15 protein-coding genes are annotated in these 15,572 nt (G+C 63.8%); 7 read left to right on the forward strand and 8 right to left on the reverse strand.

Features of this window, described 5'->3' with window-relative positions; translation table 11 throughout:
• The first annotated feature begins 9 nt into the window (after positions 1-9).
• Genes ACP2YP_RS14890 through ACP2YP_RS14910 form a run of 5 tightly spaced genes read left to right on the forward strand, consistent with a single transcriptional unit; the run spans position 10 to position 5,420 of the window.
• The gene (locus tag ACP2YP_RS14890; RefSeq protein WP_426424991.1) at positions 10-960 is read left to right on the forward strand and encodes an ABC transporter permease; all 951 of its coding nucleotides are present in this window, start codon (positions 10-12) and stop codon (positions 958-960) included.
• The gene (locus tag ACP2YP_RS14895) at positions 957-1,850 is read left to right on the forward strand and encodes an ABC transporter permease (RefSeq protein WP_426424992.1); all 894 of its coding nucleotides are present in this window, start codon (positions 957-959) and stop codon (positions 1,848-1,850) included. Before ACP2YP_RS14890 ends, ACP2YP_RS14895 begins: the two co-directional genes overlap by 4 nt.
• 2 nt (positions 1,851-1,852) lie before the next feature.
• Positions 1,853-2,866 carry an ABC transporter ATP-binding protein gene (locus ACP2YP_RS14900; RefSeq protein WP_426424993.1) on the forward strand — a complete coding sequence of 338 codons (1,014 nt, stop codon included), beginning with the start codon at positions 1,853-1,855 and terminating at the stop codon, positions 2,864-2,866.
• Positions 2,863-3,867, forward strand: a complete 1,005-nt coding sequence (locus tag ACP2YP_RS14905) for an ABC transporter ATP-binding protein (RefSeq protein ID WP_426424994.1) — start codon at positions 2,863-2,865, stop codon at positions 3,865-3,867. Before ACP2YP_RS14900 ends, ACP2YP_RS14905 begins: the two co-directional genes overlap by 4 nt.
• Before the next feature lie 59 nt (positions 3,868-3,926).
• Positions 3,927-5,420 carry an ABC transporter substrate-binding protein gene (locus tag ACP2YP_RS14910; protein WP_426424995.1) on the forward strand — a complete coding sequence of 498 codons (1,494 nt, stop codon included), beginning with the start codon at positions 3,927-3,929 and terminating at the stop codon, positions 5,418-5,420.
• 545 nt (positions 5,421-5,965) lie between these two features.
• On the opposite strand, the gene ACP2YP_RS14915 is transcribed toward ACP2YP_RS14910, so the two are convergent.
• Positions 5,966-6,592 (reverse strand): alpha/beta hydrolase, encoded by a 627-nt coding sequence (locus tag ACP2YP_RS14915; RefSeq protein WP_426424996.1) that lies wholly within the window; start codon positions 6,590-6,592, stop codon positions 5,966-5,968.
• Positions 6,589-7,527, reverse strand: a complete 939-nt coding sequence (locus tag ACP2YP_RS14920; protein ID WP_426424997.1) for a ring-cleaving dioxygenase — start codon at positions 7,525-7,527, stop codon at positions 6,589-6,591. Before ACP2YP_RS14920 ends, ACP2YP_RS14915 begins: the two co-directional genes overlap by 4 nt.
• A gap of 129 nt (positions 7,528-7,656) precedes the next feature.
• Between ACP2YP_RS14920 and ACP2YP_RS14925 the strand changes: the two genes are divergently transcribed.
• Positions 7,657-8,547 (forward strand): LysR substrate-binding domain-containing protein, encoded by an 891-nt coding sequence (locus ACP2YP_RS14925; RefSeq protein WP_426424998.1) that lies wholly within the window; start codon positions 7,657-7,659, stop codon positions 8,545-8,547.
• Positions 8,548-8,685: 138 nt separating this feature from the next.
• On the opposite strand, the gene ACP2YP_RS14930 is transcribed toward ACP2YP_RS14925, so the two are convergent.
• The 6 genes from ACP2YP_RS14930 to cobU form a co-directional block, all read right to left on the reverse strand.
• The gene (locus ACP2YP_RS14930) at positions 8,686-10,038 is read right to left on the reverse strand and encodes an amidohydrolase family protein (RefSeq protein WP_426424999.1); all 1,353 of its coding nucleotides are present in this window, start codon (positions 10,036-10,038) and stop codon (positions 8,686-8,688) included.
• A 283-nt stretch (positions 10,039-10,321) separates the two neighbouring features.
• Positions 10,322-11,110: a hypothetical protein gene (locus tag ACP2YP_RS14935; protein WP_426425000.1), complete on the reverse strand. Its 789-nt coding sequence runs from the start codon at positions 11,108-11,110 to the stop codon at positions 10,322-10,324.
• A gap of 236 nt (positions 11,111-11,346) precedes the next feature.
• Positions 11,347-11,823, reverse strand: coding sequence for a hypothetical protein (locus tag ACP2YP_RS14940; RefSeq protein WP_426422778.1), 477 nt, complete (start codon positions 11,821-11,823; stop codon positions 11,347-11,349).
• A 737-nt stretch (positions 11,824-12,560) separates the two neighbouring features.
• Positions 12,561-13,193: a 5,6-dimethylbenzimidazole synthase gene (bluB, locus tag ACP2YP_RS14945; RefSeq protein WP_426425001.1), complete on the reverse strand. Its 633-nt coding sequence runs from the start codon at positions 13,191-13,193 to the stop codon at positions 12,561-12,563.
• A 3-nt stretch (positions 13,194-13,196) separates the two neighbouring features.
• Entirely contained in the window at positions 13,197-13,982 is a 786-nt protein-coding gene (gene cobS / locus ACP2YP_RS14950) for an adenosylcobinamide-GDP ribazoletransferase (RefSeq protein ID WP_426425002.1), read from the reverse strand.
• Positions 13,979-14,485: a bifunctional adenosylcobinamide kinase/adenosylcobinamide-phosphate guanylyltransferase gene (gene cobU, locus ACP2YP_RS14955; protein ID WP_426425003.1), complete on the reverse strand. Its 507-nt coding sequence runs from the start codon at positions 14,483-14,485 to the stop codon at positions 13,979-13,981. Before cobU ends, cobS begins: the two co-directional genes overlap by 4 nt.
• Before the next feature lie 122 nt (positions 14,486-14,607).
• Here cobU and cbiB point away from each other — a divergent pair, with 122 nt between their 5' ends.
• Entirely contained in the window at positions 14,608-15,561 is a 954-nt protein-coding gene (cbiB, locus tag ACP2YP_RS14960; protein WP_426425005.1) for an adenosylcobinamide-phosphate synthase CbiB, read from the forward strand.
• The last annotated feature ends 11 nt before the right edge of the window (positions 15,562-15,572 follow it).

A 15,572-nucleotide genomic window follows, 5' to 3' on the forward strand; every position in this document is an offset into this window, starting at 1 on the left:
CGACCGCGCATGAGCGTATTTGTCCTCCGACGTGTCCTGACATTGCTGGCGACGCTGGTCGGCGCATCCGTGATCATTTTCCTGGTGCTGGATGCGCTGCCGGGCAACGCCGCGCAGATGTTGATGGGCGCGGACGCCTCGGCCGACGCGGTGCGCGCGCTCACCGTCAAGCTCGGGCTCGACCAGCCGCTGGCGGTGCGCTACCTGCAATGGGTCAAGGGGCTCCTGGTCGGCGATCTCGGCAACTCCTATGTCTACGGCACCCCGGTCGGCGCTCTGATCGCGGAGCGAATGGTGCTGACCATTCCGCTTGCGATCATGTCGATGCTGATCACGGTGGTGCTGGCGCTCTCGGCCGGCATCTACACCGCCGCCAACCACAACAAGCTCGGCGATGTCGGCGTGATGTCGCTGACCCAGATCGGCATCGCGCTGCCGAACTTCTGGTTCGCCATCCTGCTGGTGCTGCTGTTCGCGGTGCGGCTGCAATGGCTCTCCGCCGGCGGCTTTGCCGGCTGGGAGGACGGCATTTGGCCCGGCGTCAAATCGCTGCTGCTGCCGTCGATCTCGCTCGCGGTGGTGCAGGCCGCGATTCTCGCCCGCGTCACGCGCTCCGCCGTGCTCGAAGTGCTGCGCGAAGACTTCGTCCGCACCGCGCGCGCAAAGGGGCTCGGCAAGCGCGAGGTGCTGTGGAGCCATGTGCTGCGCAATGCCATGATCCCGGTGATGACGGTAATGGGCCTGCAATTCGCCAATCTGCTCGCCGGCACCATCGTGATCGAGAACGTGTTCTATCTGCCGGGCCTCGGCCGGCTGATCTTCCAGTCGATCGCCAACCGCGACCTGATCGTGGTGCGCAATTGCGTGATGCTGCTCGCGACCATGGTTGTCATCGTCAATTTCGTGGTCGACGTGCTCTATGCCTTCATCGATCCCCGCATCAAGGTGCACGACCTGTGAGCGCGCAGCTTTCCACGCCGGTTGACGCCCCGGTCGCAACGCGCCTCTTGCCGGCCAGGACCTTCTGGGGCCGCGCGTTGCGCCACCGCAGCTTTGTGCTGGGTGGCGCGCTCAGCCTGCTGGTGGTCGTCTCGGCGCTGCTCTCGCTGGTGTGGACACCGTGGTCGCCTTACGAGATCGACATCGCCTCGAAACTCCGGCCGCCCTCGGCGGCGCATTGGCTCGGCACCGATACGTTTGGCCGCGACATTGTCTCGCTGCTGCTTGCCGGCGCGCGCTCGACCATCCTGGTCGGCATCATCGCGGTCAGCATCGGTCTCACCTTCGGCGTCTGCCTCGGCCTGATCGCCTCGGCCAAGCGCGGCTGGACCGAAGAGATCATCATGCGCTTCTCCGACTTCACTTTCGCCTTTCCGGCCGTGCTCTCGGCGATCATGCTCGCCGCAGTCGCGGGGCCGGGCATGCTGACCTCGATCATTGCGATCGGCATCTTCCAGATCCCGACGCTTATCCGGCTGACGCGCGGCTCGGCCAATGCGATCTGGGCGCGCGAATTCGTGCTGGCCGCGCGCGCCTCGGGGAAGGGCGCTTTCCGCATCACCATCGAGCACGTGCTGCCGAACATCCTGTCGATCCTGATCGTGCAGGCGACCATCCAGTTTGCGCTGGCGATCCTCGCCGAGGCCGCGCTGTCGTATCTCGGGCTCGGCACGCAGCCGCCGCAGCCGTCCTGGGGCCGCATGCTGAACGATGCGCAGACCATGCTGTTCCAGTCGCCGATGCTCGCGGTCTATCCGGGTGCTGCGATCGCGATCGCGGTGCTCGGCCTCAATCTGCTCGGCGACGGCTTGCGCGATCTGCTCGATCCCAGACTGGCGCGGGAGCGGTGACGATGGCTGATCCCGCAACCATGCCGCTGATAGAGGTCGCTGGTCTCGGCGTCCGCCTCAACACCAGCCGCGGTCCGGCGCAGGCCGTGCGCGGCGTCAGTTTTGCGTTGAAGCGTGGCGAGACGCTTGGGCTCGTCGGCGAATCCGGCTGCGGCAAGTCGGTTACGGCGCTGTCGCTGATGGGATTGCTGCCGGACAGCGCGGCCGTCAGCGGCAGCATCAAGCTTGAGGGCAACGAGCTCGTGCGGCTCCCGGATGCGGATTATTGCGGCTTACGCGGCAACCGCATCAGCATGATCTTCCAGGAGCCGATGACGGCGCTCAACCCGATGCACACGATCGGCCATCAGGTTGCTGAGCCGCTGCGGCGTCACAAGAAATATTCAGCCACGCAGGCGCGCAGAGAGGCGATCGCCTTGCTCGACCGCGTCGGGTTGCCCGATCCGGCCAAGCGCATCGATGCCTATCCGCATCAGTTCTCCGGCGGCCAGCGCCAGCGCGTCACCATCGCCATGGCGCTCGCCTGCGAGCCTGATCTCTTGATCGCGGACGAGCCCACCACCGCGCTCGACGTCACCATTCAGGGCCAGATCCTCGATCTCATCGCCGACCTCGTCGAGGAGCGCGGCATGTCGATGGTCCTGATCTCGCACGATCTCGGCGTCATCGCCGAGAACGTGCAGCGCATGATGGTGATGTATGGCGGCACCGTCGTCGAGAGCGGGCCGACCGACGAGGTGTTCCGTCGCATGGGCCATCCCTACACGCAGGGCCTGTTCCGCGCCCGTCCGCGGCTCGGCGCGCGCAAGGGGACGCGGCTGACCACGATCTCGGGCACGGTACCGGAGCTAGCGGATTTGCCGGTGGGCTGCGCCTTCGGCGATCGCTGTCCGCTGGTCCAGGACAAGTGCCGCGCGGCGCTGCCGCCGATGGTCGAAGTCGGTCCTGGCCATGTCGTGCGTTGCGTGCGCACCGATGTGTCCATGGCCGCGAATGTCGGAGCGCTGTCGGCATGACCGCAGCGCCGCTTCTCGACGTCAAAAATCTCGAGCAGCGCTACACGCTGCCGCGGGAAAGCCTGTTCCGTCCGCCCGGCCATGTGCGCGCGCTCAACGGCGTCAGCGTGCAGGTCTCCGCAGGCAAGAGCCTCGGCATTGTCGGCGAATCCGGCTCGGGCAAGTCGACCTTTGCACGGGCGGTGATGGCGCTGGAGCGGCCGACCGCGGGGCAGGTCGCGCTGCTCGGCCGCGATCTCAACCGCATCTCCCCCGATGAATTGCGCCGCGCGCGGCGCGATTTCCAGATGGTGTTCCAGGATCCGTATGGATCGCTCGACCCGCGCCAGACCATTGCGCGCATCGTCGCCGAGCCGCTCACCGTGCTCGATGATGCCGACCGCACCACGTTCCGCGCCCGCGTCGCGGCGGTGCTGAAGCAGGTCGGCCTGCGCGAGGCGGACATGGACAAATATCCGCATGAGTTCTCCGGCGGACAGCGCCAGCGCATCGCCATCGCGCGCGCGCTGATCACGCAACCAAAACTGATCGTCGCGGACGAGCCGGTCTCCGCGCTCGACGTCTCCGTGCAGGCGCAAGTGCTGAACCTGATGCAGGATCTCCAGGAGCAGTTCGGCCTCAGCTACATCCTGATCAGCCACGACCTCGCCGTGGTCGATTATCTTTGCGACGAGGTCGCAGTGATGTATCTCGGCCGGATCGTCGAGCAGGGGCGGCCGGAGGATTTGTTCGAGCGCTGCGCCCATCCCTATACGCGGGCGCTGCTGGACGCCGTGCCGCGCGCACGCGCCGGCGGGGGCCGGCGCCGGCGCGGGGCCCAGGCGATCGCCTCGCAATCGGCGGCCGCTGCGGGGTGCCCCTATGTGGCGCGTTGTCCGCTCGCCGACCAGCATTGCCGCGAGGTTCCGCCCTTGCTACGCAGGGTGGGCGAGGGACATCTCGCCGCCTGCCACAAGGCGGAGGCGGTCATGGCATTGCCGCAGGCGGCCATGGAAGGTTAATGTCGGCTACAGGATTGGCGTAGCCTCAAGACGACAGAAGAAGGCCGGGGAGTTAGGGCATGTTGAAGAAGCTAACGATCGTCGCTTTTGCCGCAGCATTGGCCGCGGCGCCGCTGCCGGTGCTGGCGCAGAGCAAGAAGGACAGCGTCGTCATGGGCATGACGCTGGAGCCGCCGGGACTCGATCCCACCAACGCCGCGGCTGCCGCGATCGCCGAGGTCACGCTCTACAACATCTACGAGACCCTGACCAAGATCAACGAGGACGGCTCGGTCTCGCCGCTGCTCGCCGAGAGCTGGACCGCGTCGCCCGACCTGAAGACCTACACGTTCAAGCTGGGCAAGGGCGTCAAATTCCAGAATGGCGAGGCGTTCGATTCCGCCGCCGTAAAATTCTCGTTCGAGCGCAACGCGGCCGCGAACAGCACCAACAAGGACAAGAGCCTGTTCCAGGCCTTCGAGAAGGTTGACGCGCCGGACGCCGACACGATCGTGCTCACGCTGAAATATCCCGAGCCGAACCTGCCGTTCCTGCTCGGGCAGGCGAGCGGCTCGATCGTCGAGCCGAAGAGTGCTGCGACCAACGTGACGCAGCCGGTCGGCACCGGGCCGTACCAGTTAGGGGCCTGGGTCAAGGGCTCCTCGCTCACGCTCAGCAAATGGGCCGACTATCGCAACGCCTCCGCGATCAAGCTGTCCAAGGTGACGATCCGCTTCATCGGCGATCCCGCCGCGCAGATTGCGGCGCTGCTGTCCGGCGACGTCGACGCGTTCCCGCGCGTCACGACCCGCGGCGTCGCGCAGTTCAAGAGCGATCCGCGCTTCACCGTGCTGGTCGGCGGCTCCAAGGCCAAGACCATCGTCGCCATCAACGAGAAGAAGAAGCCGCTCGACGACGTGCGGGTGCGCCGCGCGATCCTCGCCGCCATCGACCGCAAGTCGATGATCGACGGTTCGGTCGAAGGTTTCGGCACGCCGATCGGCAGCTTCTACACGCCGGGTTCGCTCGGCTATGTCGACACCACCGCCGTCAATCCCTACGACCCCGAGAAGGCGAAGAAGCTGCTGGCTGAAGCAGGTGTTACCACGCCGCTCGAGCTCAGCCTGAAGCTGCCGCCGCCGCCCTACGCCCGGCAGGGCGGCGAGATCCTTGCAGCCCAGCTCGCCAAGGTCGGCATCAACGCCAAGATCGAGAACGTCGAGTGGGCGCAGTGGTTGTCGCAGGCCTTCGCCCCCAACGGGCCGCACAATTACGACCTCACCATCGTCTCCCACGTCGAGCCGTTCGATCTCGTCAAGCTGACCGAGCCCGACTTCTATCTCGGCTACAACAGCGAGGCATTCAACGCGCTCTACAAGCAGATCGTGTCGACGCCGGACGAGGCCGGCCGCGCGAAGCTGCTCGGCGATGCCCAGCGCATGCTGGCGACCGATGCGGTGGCCGGCTTCCTGTTCCAGCCGCAATGGCCCACGGTCATCAACAAGAAGCTGAAGGGCGTCTGGAAGGAAGTCCCGCAGTTCGAGAACGATTTCTCGGCCTGGTCCTGGGAATAGGACGAGCACCAACGCGGCGGCCGTTGCTGTGCCCTCTCCCCTTGCGGGAGAGGGCAGCTCCGCTCGTAGACACGGACACACTGGGGTGAGGGGTATGCTTCCGCGTGTGATGCTCTCAAATTCCTGAGCAGCTTCATCCGCGGATAGAGACCCCTCATCCGGCGCGCGATGCGCGCCACCTTCTCCCACAAGGGGAGAAGGAAGAGCTGACCCAAACAAAACTCGCAAAACAACCCCATGCACAGTAGCCGGGGCTAGATCTTTCAATGGCTTGCGCGATCCGCTCGATGGCTTGCGCGAGTCGGCGATGCCATTTGACCCGTCGGGCAAAACACTGGCATGATGGCATCATCGAAGAAGGCCGCGCCTGCTTTCATTTGAGAGCGCCGCTTCTGTCGATCCCCGACGTTGAACGATTGGAACCCTCATGCGTTAGCCCGGCGCAGGAAGGCCGTATCCGTGCGATCCGGCGCGAGGGCAGCGAAGGGGATGGTTCGAGTGATAGCTGTGGCGCATCGTTCGTGAACGATGCGCCACTTGTTTACTTAGGCCGCTTTCGCGGCGGCGTTACCGATCCAGTCGCGCGCCAGGGTCACGTCGGCCTGCGACAATTGATGGCCGGCCGGCAGGACCTTGTAGTCGACACGCGCTCCTGCTTCCGACAACAGCGCTGCGAGCTTTGCCGAATTGCCTGCCGGAACGATCGGGTCGGCGTGCCCGGAGAGAAGCAGGACCGGCTTGCTATCGAGCTTGGCCTTGGGCGGATCGGACAGCGGCACCATGGCGCGCAGCAGCGCGGCACCGGCCAGCACGTCCGGCTTCAGCAGCAACAGCGCGGCTGCGATGTTGGCGCCGTTGGAGAAGCCGACCGCAATCGGTGCGGCGATGCCGTATTGCTTCCGTGCGTCGGCAACGAACTCGCCGAGCTCGAGCGCGCGGCGGCGTACGTCTTCCTCGTCAAACACGCCTTCCGCAAGGCGGCGGAAGAAGCGCGGCATGCCGTGCTCGAGCACGCGGCCGCGCGGCGAGAGCAGGGCGGAGCCGGGCGAGATCATTCTGCCGAGCCCGAGCAGATCGTTCTCGTCGCCACCGGTACCGTGCAGCAACAGGAGAGGCGGAGAGCCCGCGCTGGTCGCGGGCTCGAAACGATGGATGAATGTGCTCTCGGTCATGACACGCTTTCTTCCAAATTGGGCAGCACACCCTCGATCTGCTTGCGGTGCGCTTCGAGGAAGCCCGGCAGCTTCAGGTCGCGTCCGAGCGTCGCAACCGGCTCGTCGACGGCGAAGCCGGGGATGTCGGTGGCGATCTCGAACAGCACGCCACCGGGCTCGCGGAAGTAGATCGAGCGGAAATAGTTGCGGTCCTTCTGCTCGGTCGGGTGCAGGCCGTGATTGCTGACGAGCTTTTGCGCCATCTTGCCCTGCTCGGCATCGTCTGCCGCGCGGAAGGCGATGTGGTGCACCGAGCCGCCGCCCTGATGGCCGCGCAGAAAGCCCTTGGCTTCGTAGATGTCGACGACGCTGCCCTGGGCATCGCCCGGCGCCTTGAAGCGGATCACCGAGCCTTCGCGCCCCGCTTCCTTGAAGCCGAACACGTCGGTGAGGACGGCCGCGGTCTTCGCCGCGCTGTCGAGCAGCAAGGTCACGCCGTGGAAGCCGCGGATCGCGTGCTCGGCCGGCACGTCGCCATTGCTCCAGCCGGGTTCGTTCTCGGCGCCGGGAATGCCGACGAGCGCGAGTGCCATGCCATCAGGATCGGTGAACGGCAGCACGGATTCGCCAAAGCGCTTCTCAAGCGCCTCATAGGCGATGCCCTTCTCGATGAAGCGCTGCGTCCAGTATCCGAGCGAGCGCTGCGGTACGCGAAAGGCGGTCTGATGGGTCTCGCCGACGCCGCGACGCCCGGCCGGCACGCCAGCCCACGGGAAGAAGGTCAGGATGGTGCCGGGGCGGCCGGTCTCGTCGCCATAGTAGAAATGATAGGTGCCGGGATCGTCGAAATTGACCGTCTTCTTGACGAAGCGCAGGCCGAGATCCCTGGTGTAGAAGCCGAAATTGCGGATGGGGTCGCCGGCAATCGCGGTGACGTGGTGCAGTCCAGACATTGTCGTCCTCCTGAGTTCGGGGAGCGGTCTTGCTCTGGACCGAAATATCGTTCCGCTTTGAATTGGAGACAATCCATGCAAATATGACGTCTATGTCTACGATTTGGAAACAATCCCGGGAGTGGGCCCTTGGATAAGGTCGCCAGCCTCCGGGCCTTCGTCAAAGTGATCGAAAGCGGCAGCTTTGCCGAGGCCGGCCGGCAATTGCGGCTGTCGCGCTCGGCGATCAGCAAATACATCGCCGACCTCGAGGAGAGCCTCGGCGTCCAGCTTTTGAACCGGACCACCCGCCACGCGAGCCCGACCGAGAACGGCCAGCGCTATTTCGAGCGTGCCGTCGTCATCCTCTCGGAGATCGAGGCCGCCGACCAGGCGGTGGCGCAAGCCCAGTCGGCGCCGCGCGGCCTGTTGCGACTCAACGCGCCGATGTCGTTCGGCACCATGCGGCTAGGTCCTGTGCTCGCCGATTTCATGGCGCGCTATCCGGAGCTTCAGCTCCAGATCGTGCTCAGCGACGATCTGCTCGATCCCGTGCAGGACGGTTTTGACGTGACCTTGCGGATTGCGGAGCTGGAGTCCTCCAGCCTGATTGCGCGCAAGATTGTGCCTGTGCCGCGCATGGTCTGTGCATCGCCGGACTATCTGGCGCGTCATGGCACACCAAAGCATCCGCAGGATCTGCGCGAACATGCGTCCCTGACCTACGGCTTCCTGCTCACGGGCAATCAGTGGAAGCTCACCGGCAGCGACGGTGACCACTGGATTCAGCCGGCCTGGTCGCTCTGCGTCAACAATGCCGAAGTGCTGCGCGATGTCGCGATCAAGGGCAGGGGGCTCGCGCTGCTTCCCGAGTTCATTGCCGCGGATGCCCTGAAGAAAGGTCAACTGCGGACGGTGCTGGACAATTATTCTGCGCCGCCGCTTGCACTCTATGCGGTCTATCCGCCGACGCGGCACCTGTCGGTAAAGGTGCGGCTGTTCATCGATTTCCTGGTCGAACGGTTTGGGCGTGAGGACTAGGCGCAAGCGCTGAAGATTGGGCGCGGCTCATCAGGCTGCCGATGTCTGCCTGGCCCCAAACAGCGGCCGGGAAGCGGCGTGCTCGGCGATTTCGCCTTTGGGCCAACAAGAGACATGAACCCGACCGCAGTGGCACGGTCACAGGGTATTCTTGTATACCCGTCCATCCTTCATGATTACCTTGAAGTTCTTGGCCGGGTCGGCGATCAGGTTGATATTCTCCAGTGGATTGCCGTCGACCAGCAGCAGATCGGCAAGCGCGCCCTGTTCCACGACGCCGAGCTTGCCAGGATACGGACTACGTTTGCCGGACAATGCCAACAATTCGGCGTTGGTTCCGGTCGCCATGCTGAGCGCTTCGGCTGGACTGTACCAGCGGACAAGCGAGGCGAGAATTGCCCCCTGTTGTTGCGCTAGCGCTTGAGAGAAGAGAACGTCTGTGCCCCATGCCGTTTTTATATTGTACTTCTTCGCCAGTTCGTAGGTCCGGGCGATGCCAGGCCAGACTTCGTCAGCCTTTGTCCGTTGGACTGAGCCTACCGGAAAGCCTTGTCTCAACCCCTCTGGGAGAGGCTGCGTACTCAACCACACGCCTTTCTCGGCAATCAGCTTGGCGGTGGCCTCGTCCATCAGGAATCCATGCTCGATACATTTCACTCCGGCGGCGACGGCCCGTTGGATCGCCGCTGATGTGAACGCATGCACTGTGACGTATGTACCCCAATTCTCTGCTGCTTCGACGGCTGCACGTAGTTCAGGCTCCGTAAACGTTGATACATCAATCGGACTGAAGGGCGAGGACACACCGCCGCCGGCGGTCAGCTTTATCTGAGAAGCTCCCTGCATGAGTTGCTCGCGGACACGTACGCGAACCTCGTCAGGGCTGTCAGCGACCATACTACCGCCAATTTGCTCCATGCGGCTGAGCATACCGCCGATCGTTCGCGGCAGTTCAGACAATTGTCGGAAATCACCGTGCCCGCTCGTGATCGTTATAAAAGCTCCTGAGGGATAGATGCGCGGTCCCGCAATCAGCCCTTCGTCAATGGCTTGCTTCAATCCGAATACAGGTCCCCCAACGTCGCGCACTGTGGTAAAGCCGCGCAATAGCGTATCAGTGGCCTCGACGCCCGCAGCTATGTTGTTGTAGCCCACATCACCAGTAATTGACTGAGCGGGATTGGGCCGGATCAGCATCGCATGCCAGTGTGCGTCGATCAGGCCGGGCATCAGCGTTCGGCCGTTCCCTGCGATTTCGGTCAGGCCTGGCTCTGCGGCGATCGGCTCCGTCGAGATGCGCTCGATAATATTGCCTTTGATCAGCACATTGGACGGTGCGGAGAGTGAAGCACTTTTGCCATCGAAGATGCGCACATCCTGGAACAACGTCGCGCGGGTTGGCGGATTGCTTTGCGCGCGAGTAGCGGACGGAAGCCCAACAACCATGAGCGGAAGCGCGGCGACAAAAATCCTTCGGGACATCGAGTTCATCTTGTCCTCCTCTGCAGGCAGACGTCGCGCTAGCCCCTACAACCTCTCGTCGAGGATACCGGGTACGCTGGACGACTTCAATGACGCAGAGCAGTACGGCTGATGTCCGAGATGGGTCAATCGCGTCGGTTCAGCGCTGGTCAGCCATTTTCCGGTCTTCTCCTGTCAGCCGCCATTTGGCCGCGCGCCGATTTTCGTTGGTATGGGCCAATAGCGGAAGTCCATCGCCATTCGATGAAATCGTACTTCGCACCTCGAACTGACCTACGAGAGCGGTACTTGGCTATCGTTTGCTCAGCCATTCCGTTCGGCTCTTCTGACACTCCGATTCAATATTACCACGCAACTTTTCCTTTATTCTTTCGCTAGATTCCTCAGACTGATCAAAGTCGGCCGTGCTTAAGGTGTTTGCGAGGGTCCTCTTGTCCTTGTAGCGGGCGCCATCAAGCATCCCGCACCAATAGTAGGGTATCCAAGGCAGCTTAAGCTCAATACCCTTTGTGACCGGCTCATCCGTCATATCAATTGTAAGCTCGTTCCACGTGATGTTCGGACCCAGCGTCGCCTGAAGATCATTCGGATCGACTTCGATCACGCTATTCGGATCGTTGATGTCAGCGAATGTCACGAGATCGGGCAGGTCGGCAGGAGTAATCGTTGCTGGACCCCGCATGTGGGAGAGGCGCGCTGCCCAATCTAACAGAGCATCGCCATTTCCGAAGCTTGTTTCCAGACCGTGGAATCCTGAGAATAAGCTAGCGCCATCCCAATCCCAAACAACACCAATATGCTTTTTCTCGTGAAGGTGACTGGTTAGAAGAGCGATTAGCGGCCTCGCACCGGGGCCGAGGTCCAAATACAGAGCTTGGCCGCGAATCCTGTGCGGAGTTCCGCGAGCAGGGATTGAGACTTCCCAAAAATCCCACCCGGTCACGCTTGAACTACGCTTAACGCCGTCCGGCATGTTGACAGCCAGCGTCAGCTTGTATCGGTAGCTCTCGGACCTGCCGCATCCAGCAAGACCCAGCGCCAACACGAAAACCACAACGCTGTGAAGGGATCGCAGCCTCATCGACATTCCTCGCCACCGCTTCAGTGCGCCAGTTGTATAAACTGCGTCCATCAATCGACCTGGCGGCAGATTGTTAGAGTTTTAACGAAGCTGTGGGACTTCCGGTATGGGTCAATCGCGTTGGCTTAGTGCTCGGATGCAAACTTCCGGTCCGCTCCGAACCGACGCTTGGCTACGCCGCGTCAACGGAAGCGATCGGCCACAAGCCGTCATTCGACGCTAACGCGTCAGTCGATTTACGGCGGCGGAAATGCTGCGACCGAGCCGACAAGTTCGGTGCTGGCCGCTGGTTGATGGGATCGGGCGAAAATGAAACGAGATGTTATGGGTATATCCGCTTCGCCTCGACCATCCTGGCCGATTAGGATCAATCCGGCCCCGCCATTTGCCACATTCAGAATAATCGGCTCGCCGCTCCATGTCGTGATCGGATCCATTCCGATGATGAGAAATTCGCCGATAGGCTGGTCGAAATATTGGATACGCAATTGCGGGCCGACTTCGGCCGCGGCAAGTTCAAAGCCGAGCTGCTGGGCGCGTGCGTAAACGTTAGCCAAGGTCACGGTATCGGACCTGAACCCAAGCTGCGCTGGCGATAGATCGATAAGCTCCACATTCATCTTGTGAGAGCTAACGGTGAACGTAGGCCGAGCAAGGATTTCAGCGGCCTGACCACCGACATTGCAGCCATTCCTGTCGAGCTCGTTGCGCAACGTAAGCGAGTCGGCGAAGGTACCTACTGTAATCGTCTTCCATGTCGCAACGTCGCGGGCGGACCCGATAGGCTGTTGGGACGCTGGGGCCGAGCGCGTCTTGAGGTTCGGCCGGTTTTGCAAGACATCGCGGGCTGCGCATTGGGCTGACGCGGTGCTCGCGAAGGGAATGACGGTGGCGGACCAGAGTATCGAAGCCAAAAGGTATCGGCAAACTCGTCTTGCGCTTGAATGGTCATTGCCTGCCGCGCACGGGGCCCGGCTTCTGAAAGCAGACATGGCAAATAGCTTTTTCTAAAGCGTTGGACAAAAAAGCCCGCCTCCGAGTCAATGGGAAGAACGGAGGGAAATGACGTCCAATGAACATTCCCCGGCCGACTTTGAAATGCGTCCGGAGGCGGGGCTTATGGCTCAAGTATTCCAATTTCCAAGCAGGCGGCAGTCCGTAAGCCTGATAACCCACCCGCCCCATCAGCCCTAACGGGAATGATGTCATCGAATGGTAGCACCCAGAGCAAATCGGCTCAACAGCGAAGTCGACTCTGGGTCACAAGCGGCAGTCGAAGCGACCGCGGCCCCGCGTCCGCTCTACCGACGATAGCCGACATCACAACAGGAGCAGTGCGGTTCGTTAAGGGCCCATAGTTCGATCTCAACTGTGCGTCGAGCTCGGTCAGTTCACCGATTGCGGGCGAGAGGCGCAAGAGGCGGATGTGAACGCTCGTTGGCAGCCCCGACTAGCGCCGCAGCGTGAATTCGTCGGCACCCCGCCGGTGTTCCCATTTCACCCGTTCGAGCTCGGGCTGGTCGCACTCCGCCTCGGGATAGCCGATGCAGAGATAGGCGATGAACTTCCAGGAGGCGGGCACGTCGAGAATGGCGTGAATGCGCTCCGGGCTGAGGATCGAGACCCAGCCGAGACCAATCCCCTCGGCGCGCGCGGTGAGCCACATGGCGGTGATCGCCGCGACCACGGAATATTCCGTCGTCTCCGGCATGGTCGCGCGGCCGAGGCCGTGGCCGATGTCGCTGGCCTTGTCGGCGAACACGGCGAGGTGGCGAGGTGCCTGTTCGAGGCCCGAGAGTTTTAGCGCAGCATAGCGGCCGGCGCGTTCGCCGGAGTAGCAGTTCAATGCGTCGGCGTTGCATGCCCTAAAATCGTCGATTACGGCGCGGCGCCGCGCCGCATCATCGACGGTGACGAAGCGCCACGGCTGGCTCAGGCCGACCGACGGCGACAGACAGGCCGTCTCGATCAGCCGCTCCACGGCGCCGTCGGGCAGCGCATCGCAGCGAAAGCGGCGCACGTCGCGGCGCCACACGAACAGCTCGCGCAATTGCCGGCGGAAGGTGTCGTCGAACTCGACCATCGATCATCCTCCAGCGTGAAGGAAGGCTGCGGCCACCAGCAGGATCAGGATCTCGCCGGCCTGCTCGAAAGCGCCGAGGATGTCGCCGGTCTGTCCGCCGATCTGACGGATGGCAAGCCGCGCCAGCATCAGCCCGGCGAGCGAGAGCAGGACCAGGCCGACCAGTGCCTTGGCCGGTCCGAGCGCAAGGGCGAGGGCGAGCGTTCCAACAGCGAAGGCGACGGCCACGCTGCGGCCCGGCGGCGATCCGGCGCGCGCGGAGAGCCCGTCGGCACGCGCCGGGGCCACCAGCGACATGAAGGCCGGCACGCCTGCGCGGGCCGCAGCGTGGGCTGAGCACAAAGCCAGCATCACGGCCCATGGATTGGCGATTGCGGCCAACGCACTCCAGCGCAGGCCGAACGACAGGATCAGCGCGCAGACGCCATAGCTGCCGATCCGGCTGTCGCGCATGATCTCAAGCTTGCGCTCGCGCGTCCGTCCGCCGCCGAGCCCGTCGGCGGTGTCGGCAAGCCCGTCTTCGTGCAGCGCGCCGGTGACGAGGGTCGTTGCGGCGAGCGCGAGCAGGGCGGCCATGCCTGGTGCCAGTCCGAATCTGCTCGCGAGCGCGTAGACCACAGCGCCGGCAAGGCCCACCAGCAATCCCGCGACCGGCAGCGCCCAGGTTGCGCGCGCGATGTCGCCATCGCCGGCCGGCTTTGACGATGCCACCGGCACGATCGTGACGAAGGACCCCGCGATCCTGAGATCGGCGACGACGTCTTTCAGAATGTCGGCGCGCGGCGTCATTTCAGTTTCATCGGCAGGCCGGCGACCACGAAATCGACCTCGTTAGCAACGGCCGCGATGATCTGGTTCATGATCCCGGCGGCGTCGCGATAGCTGCGCGCCAGCGCATTGTCGGGCACGATGCCGAGACCGACCTCGTTGGTGACGAAAACGACGGGGCCTTTCTGGCCGCCGAGGAAGACGGCGAGTTTCGTGACCTCGTGTTCCCAGTCACGCCCCGCATGCATCATGTTGGAGAGCCACAAGGTCAGGCAGTCCACGAGCCTTGGGCCGCTGCCATCGGTTTCGATCAGCGTCTGCAAGAGATCCAGCGGTACCTCCCGCTCGATCCAGTCGACTGCCGCGCGCTTGGCTCGATGTTTCGCGATGCGCGTCTCCATTTCGGCATCGAGCGCCTCGGCCGTCGCGATGTAGATGGGCCGACCCGGAAAGCTGCGCGCGCGCTTTTCCGCGTGGGCGCTCTTGCCCGATCGCGCTCCGCCCGTGATCAAGATGACGGCCATGAAGGTCTCCTGTGAGCCTGACTAATCACCAATCGCGGCCAAAGACAAAGCCGAAATCGGGCACCCGGGGGGCTTGCGCTGGCCCCTCGCTTTGCGCAACAGGGGCAGGACAGGAGGCTGGTGTGGGTTTTGCGGGCGCGATGGTGGTAGCGATGGCGGTGGATGCCCTGCTGGGCTGGCCGTCAGAACTGTTTGCGCGGATCGGCCATCCCGTGACCTGGCTGGGCCGGCTGATCGGTGCCATCGACACCGGCTGGAATCGAGCGTCCGACCCGCCGGTGCTCCGCCGCGCTGCCGGCGTCGCCGGCGCGCTTCTGGTGATCGCGCTCGCGGTTGCGCTCGGATGGCTGCTTCAGTTCTTGCTTCAGTTCCTACTTCCTTGGGGCTGGATCCAGATCGTGCTGATCGGCGTCCTTGCCTGGCCGCTGGTGGCGCTGCGTTCGCTGCATGATCATGTCGCCGCCGTCGCCAATCCTCTGCTGGCCGGCGACATCGCTGCCGCGCGCGAAGCGGTCTCGCGCATCGTCGGCCGCGATCCCGCCGCGCTCGATGAAGCCGGCATCGCGCGCGCGGCGATCGAGAGCCTCGCGGAGAACGCGTCCGACGGCATCGTCGCGCCCGTGTTCTGGGGTGCACTGTTCGGCCTGCCGGGCATCCTCGGCTACAAGGCGATCAACACGCTCGACTCCATGATCGGCCACCGCAGCGAACGTCACGAAGCCTTTGGCTGGGCCGCGGCGCGCATCGACGATGTCGCGAACTTCATTCCGGCCCGTCTGACCGGCTTTCTCTTCGTGGTGCTGGCGCCAAAACGGTCCGAGACGCTGTCGTGCATGACGCGCGATGCGCGCCGCCATCGCTCGCCCAATGCCGGCTGGCCGGAAGCGGCGATGGCCGGCGCGCTCGGCGTGCGGCTCAGCGGCCCCCGCATCTATCACGGCAGCGCGACCGACGAGCCCTGGCTCAACGAAGGCGCGCGCGATCCGCTTAGCGCCGACATCGTCGAGGGATTGACCGTTTACCGCCGCGCCATGCTGCTGCTCGCGGGCGTCCTTGCGATCCTGGCTTTCGCGTGAAAGAACGGGGC

Origin of the sequence: Bradyrhizobium genosp. A (genome assembly GCF_049949275.1) — a bacterium.
Taxonomy (GTDB): domain Bacteria; phylum Pseudomonadota; class Alphaproteobacteria; order Rhizobiales; family Xanthobacteraceae; genus Bradyrhizobium.

Excerpts from the sequence above, each read along its gene's own strand:
- ACP2YP_RS14900 (WP_426424993.1), top strand. The coding sequence starts at position 1,853 with ATGGCTGATCCCGCAACCATGCCGCTGATAGAGGTCGCTGGTCTCGGC.
- ACP2YP_RS14935 (WP_426425000.1), bottom strand. The coding sequence starts at position 11,110 with ATGAGGCTGCGATCCCTTCACAGCGTTGTGGTTTTCGTGTTGGCGCTG.
- ACP2YP_RS14920 (WP_426424997.1), bottom strand. The coding sequence starts at position 7,527 with ATGTCTGGACTGCACCACGTCACCGCGATTGCCGGCGACCCCATCCGC.
- ACP2YP_RS14905 (WP_426424994.1), top strand. The coding sequence starts at position 2,863 with ATGACCGCAGCGCCGCTTCTCGACGTCAAAAATCTCGAGCAGCGCTAC.
- ACP2YP_RS14930 (WP_426424999.1), bottom strand. The coding sequence starts at position 10,038 with ATGAACTCGATGTCCCGAAGGATTTTTGTCGCCGCGCTTCCGCTCATG.
- ACP2YP_RS14910 (WP_426424995.1), top strand. The coding sequence starts at position 3,927 with ATGTTGAAGAAGCTAACGATCGTCGCTTTTGCCGCAGCATTGGCCGCG.
- ACP2YP_RS14890 (WP_426424991.1), top strand. The coding sequence starts at position 10 with ATGAGCGTATTTGTCCTCCGACGTGTCCTGACATTGCTGGCGACGCTG.
- bluB (WP_426425001.1), bottom strand. The coding sequence starts at position 13,193 with ATGGTCGAGTTCGACGACACCTTCCGCCGGCAATTGCGCGAGCTGTTC.
- cobS (WP_426425002.1), bottom strand. The coding sequence starts at position 13,982 with ATGACGCCGCGCGCCGACATTCTGAAAGACGTCGTCGCCGATCTCAGG.
- ACP2YP_RS14915 (WP_426424996.1), bottom strand. The coding sequence starts at position 6,592 with ATGACCGAGAGCACATTCATCCATCGTTTCGAGCCCGCGACCAGCGCG.
- cobU (WP_426425003.1), bottom strand. The coding sequence starts at position 14,485 with ATGGCCGTCATCTTGATCACGGGCGGAGCGCGATCGGGCAAGAGCGCC.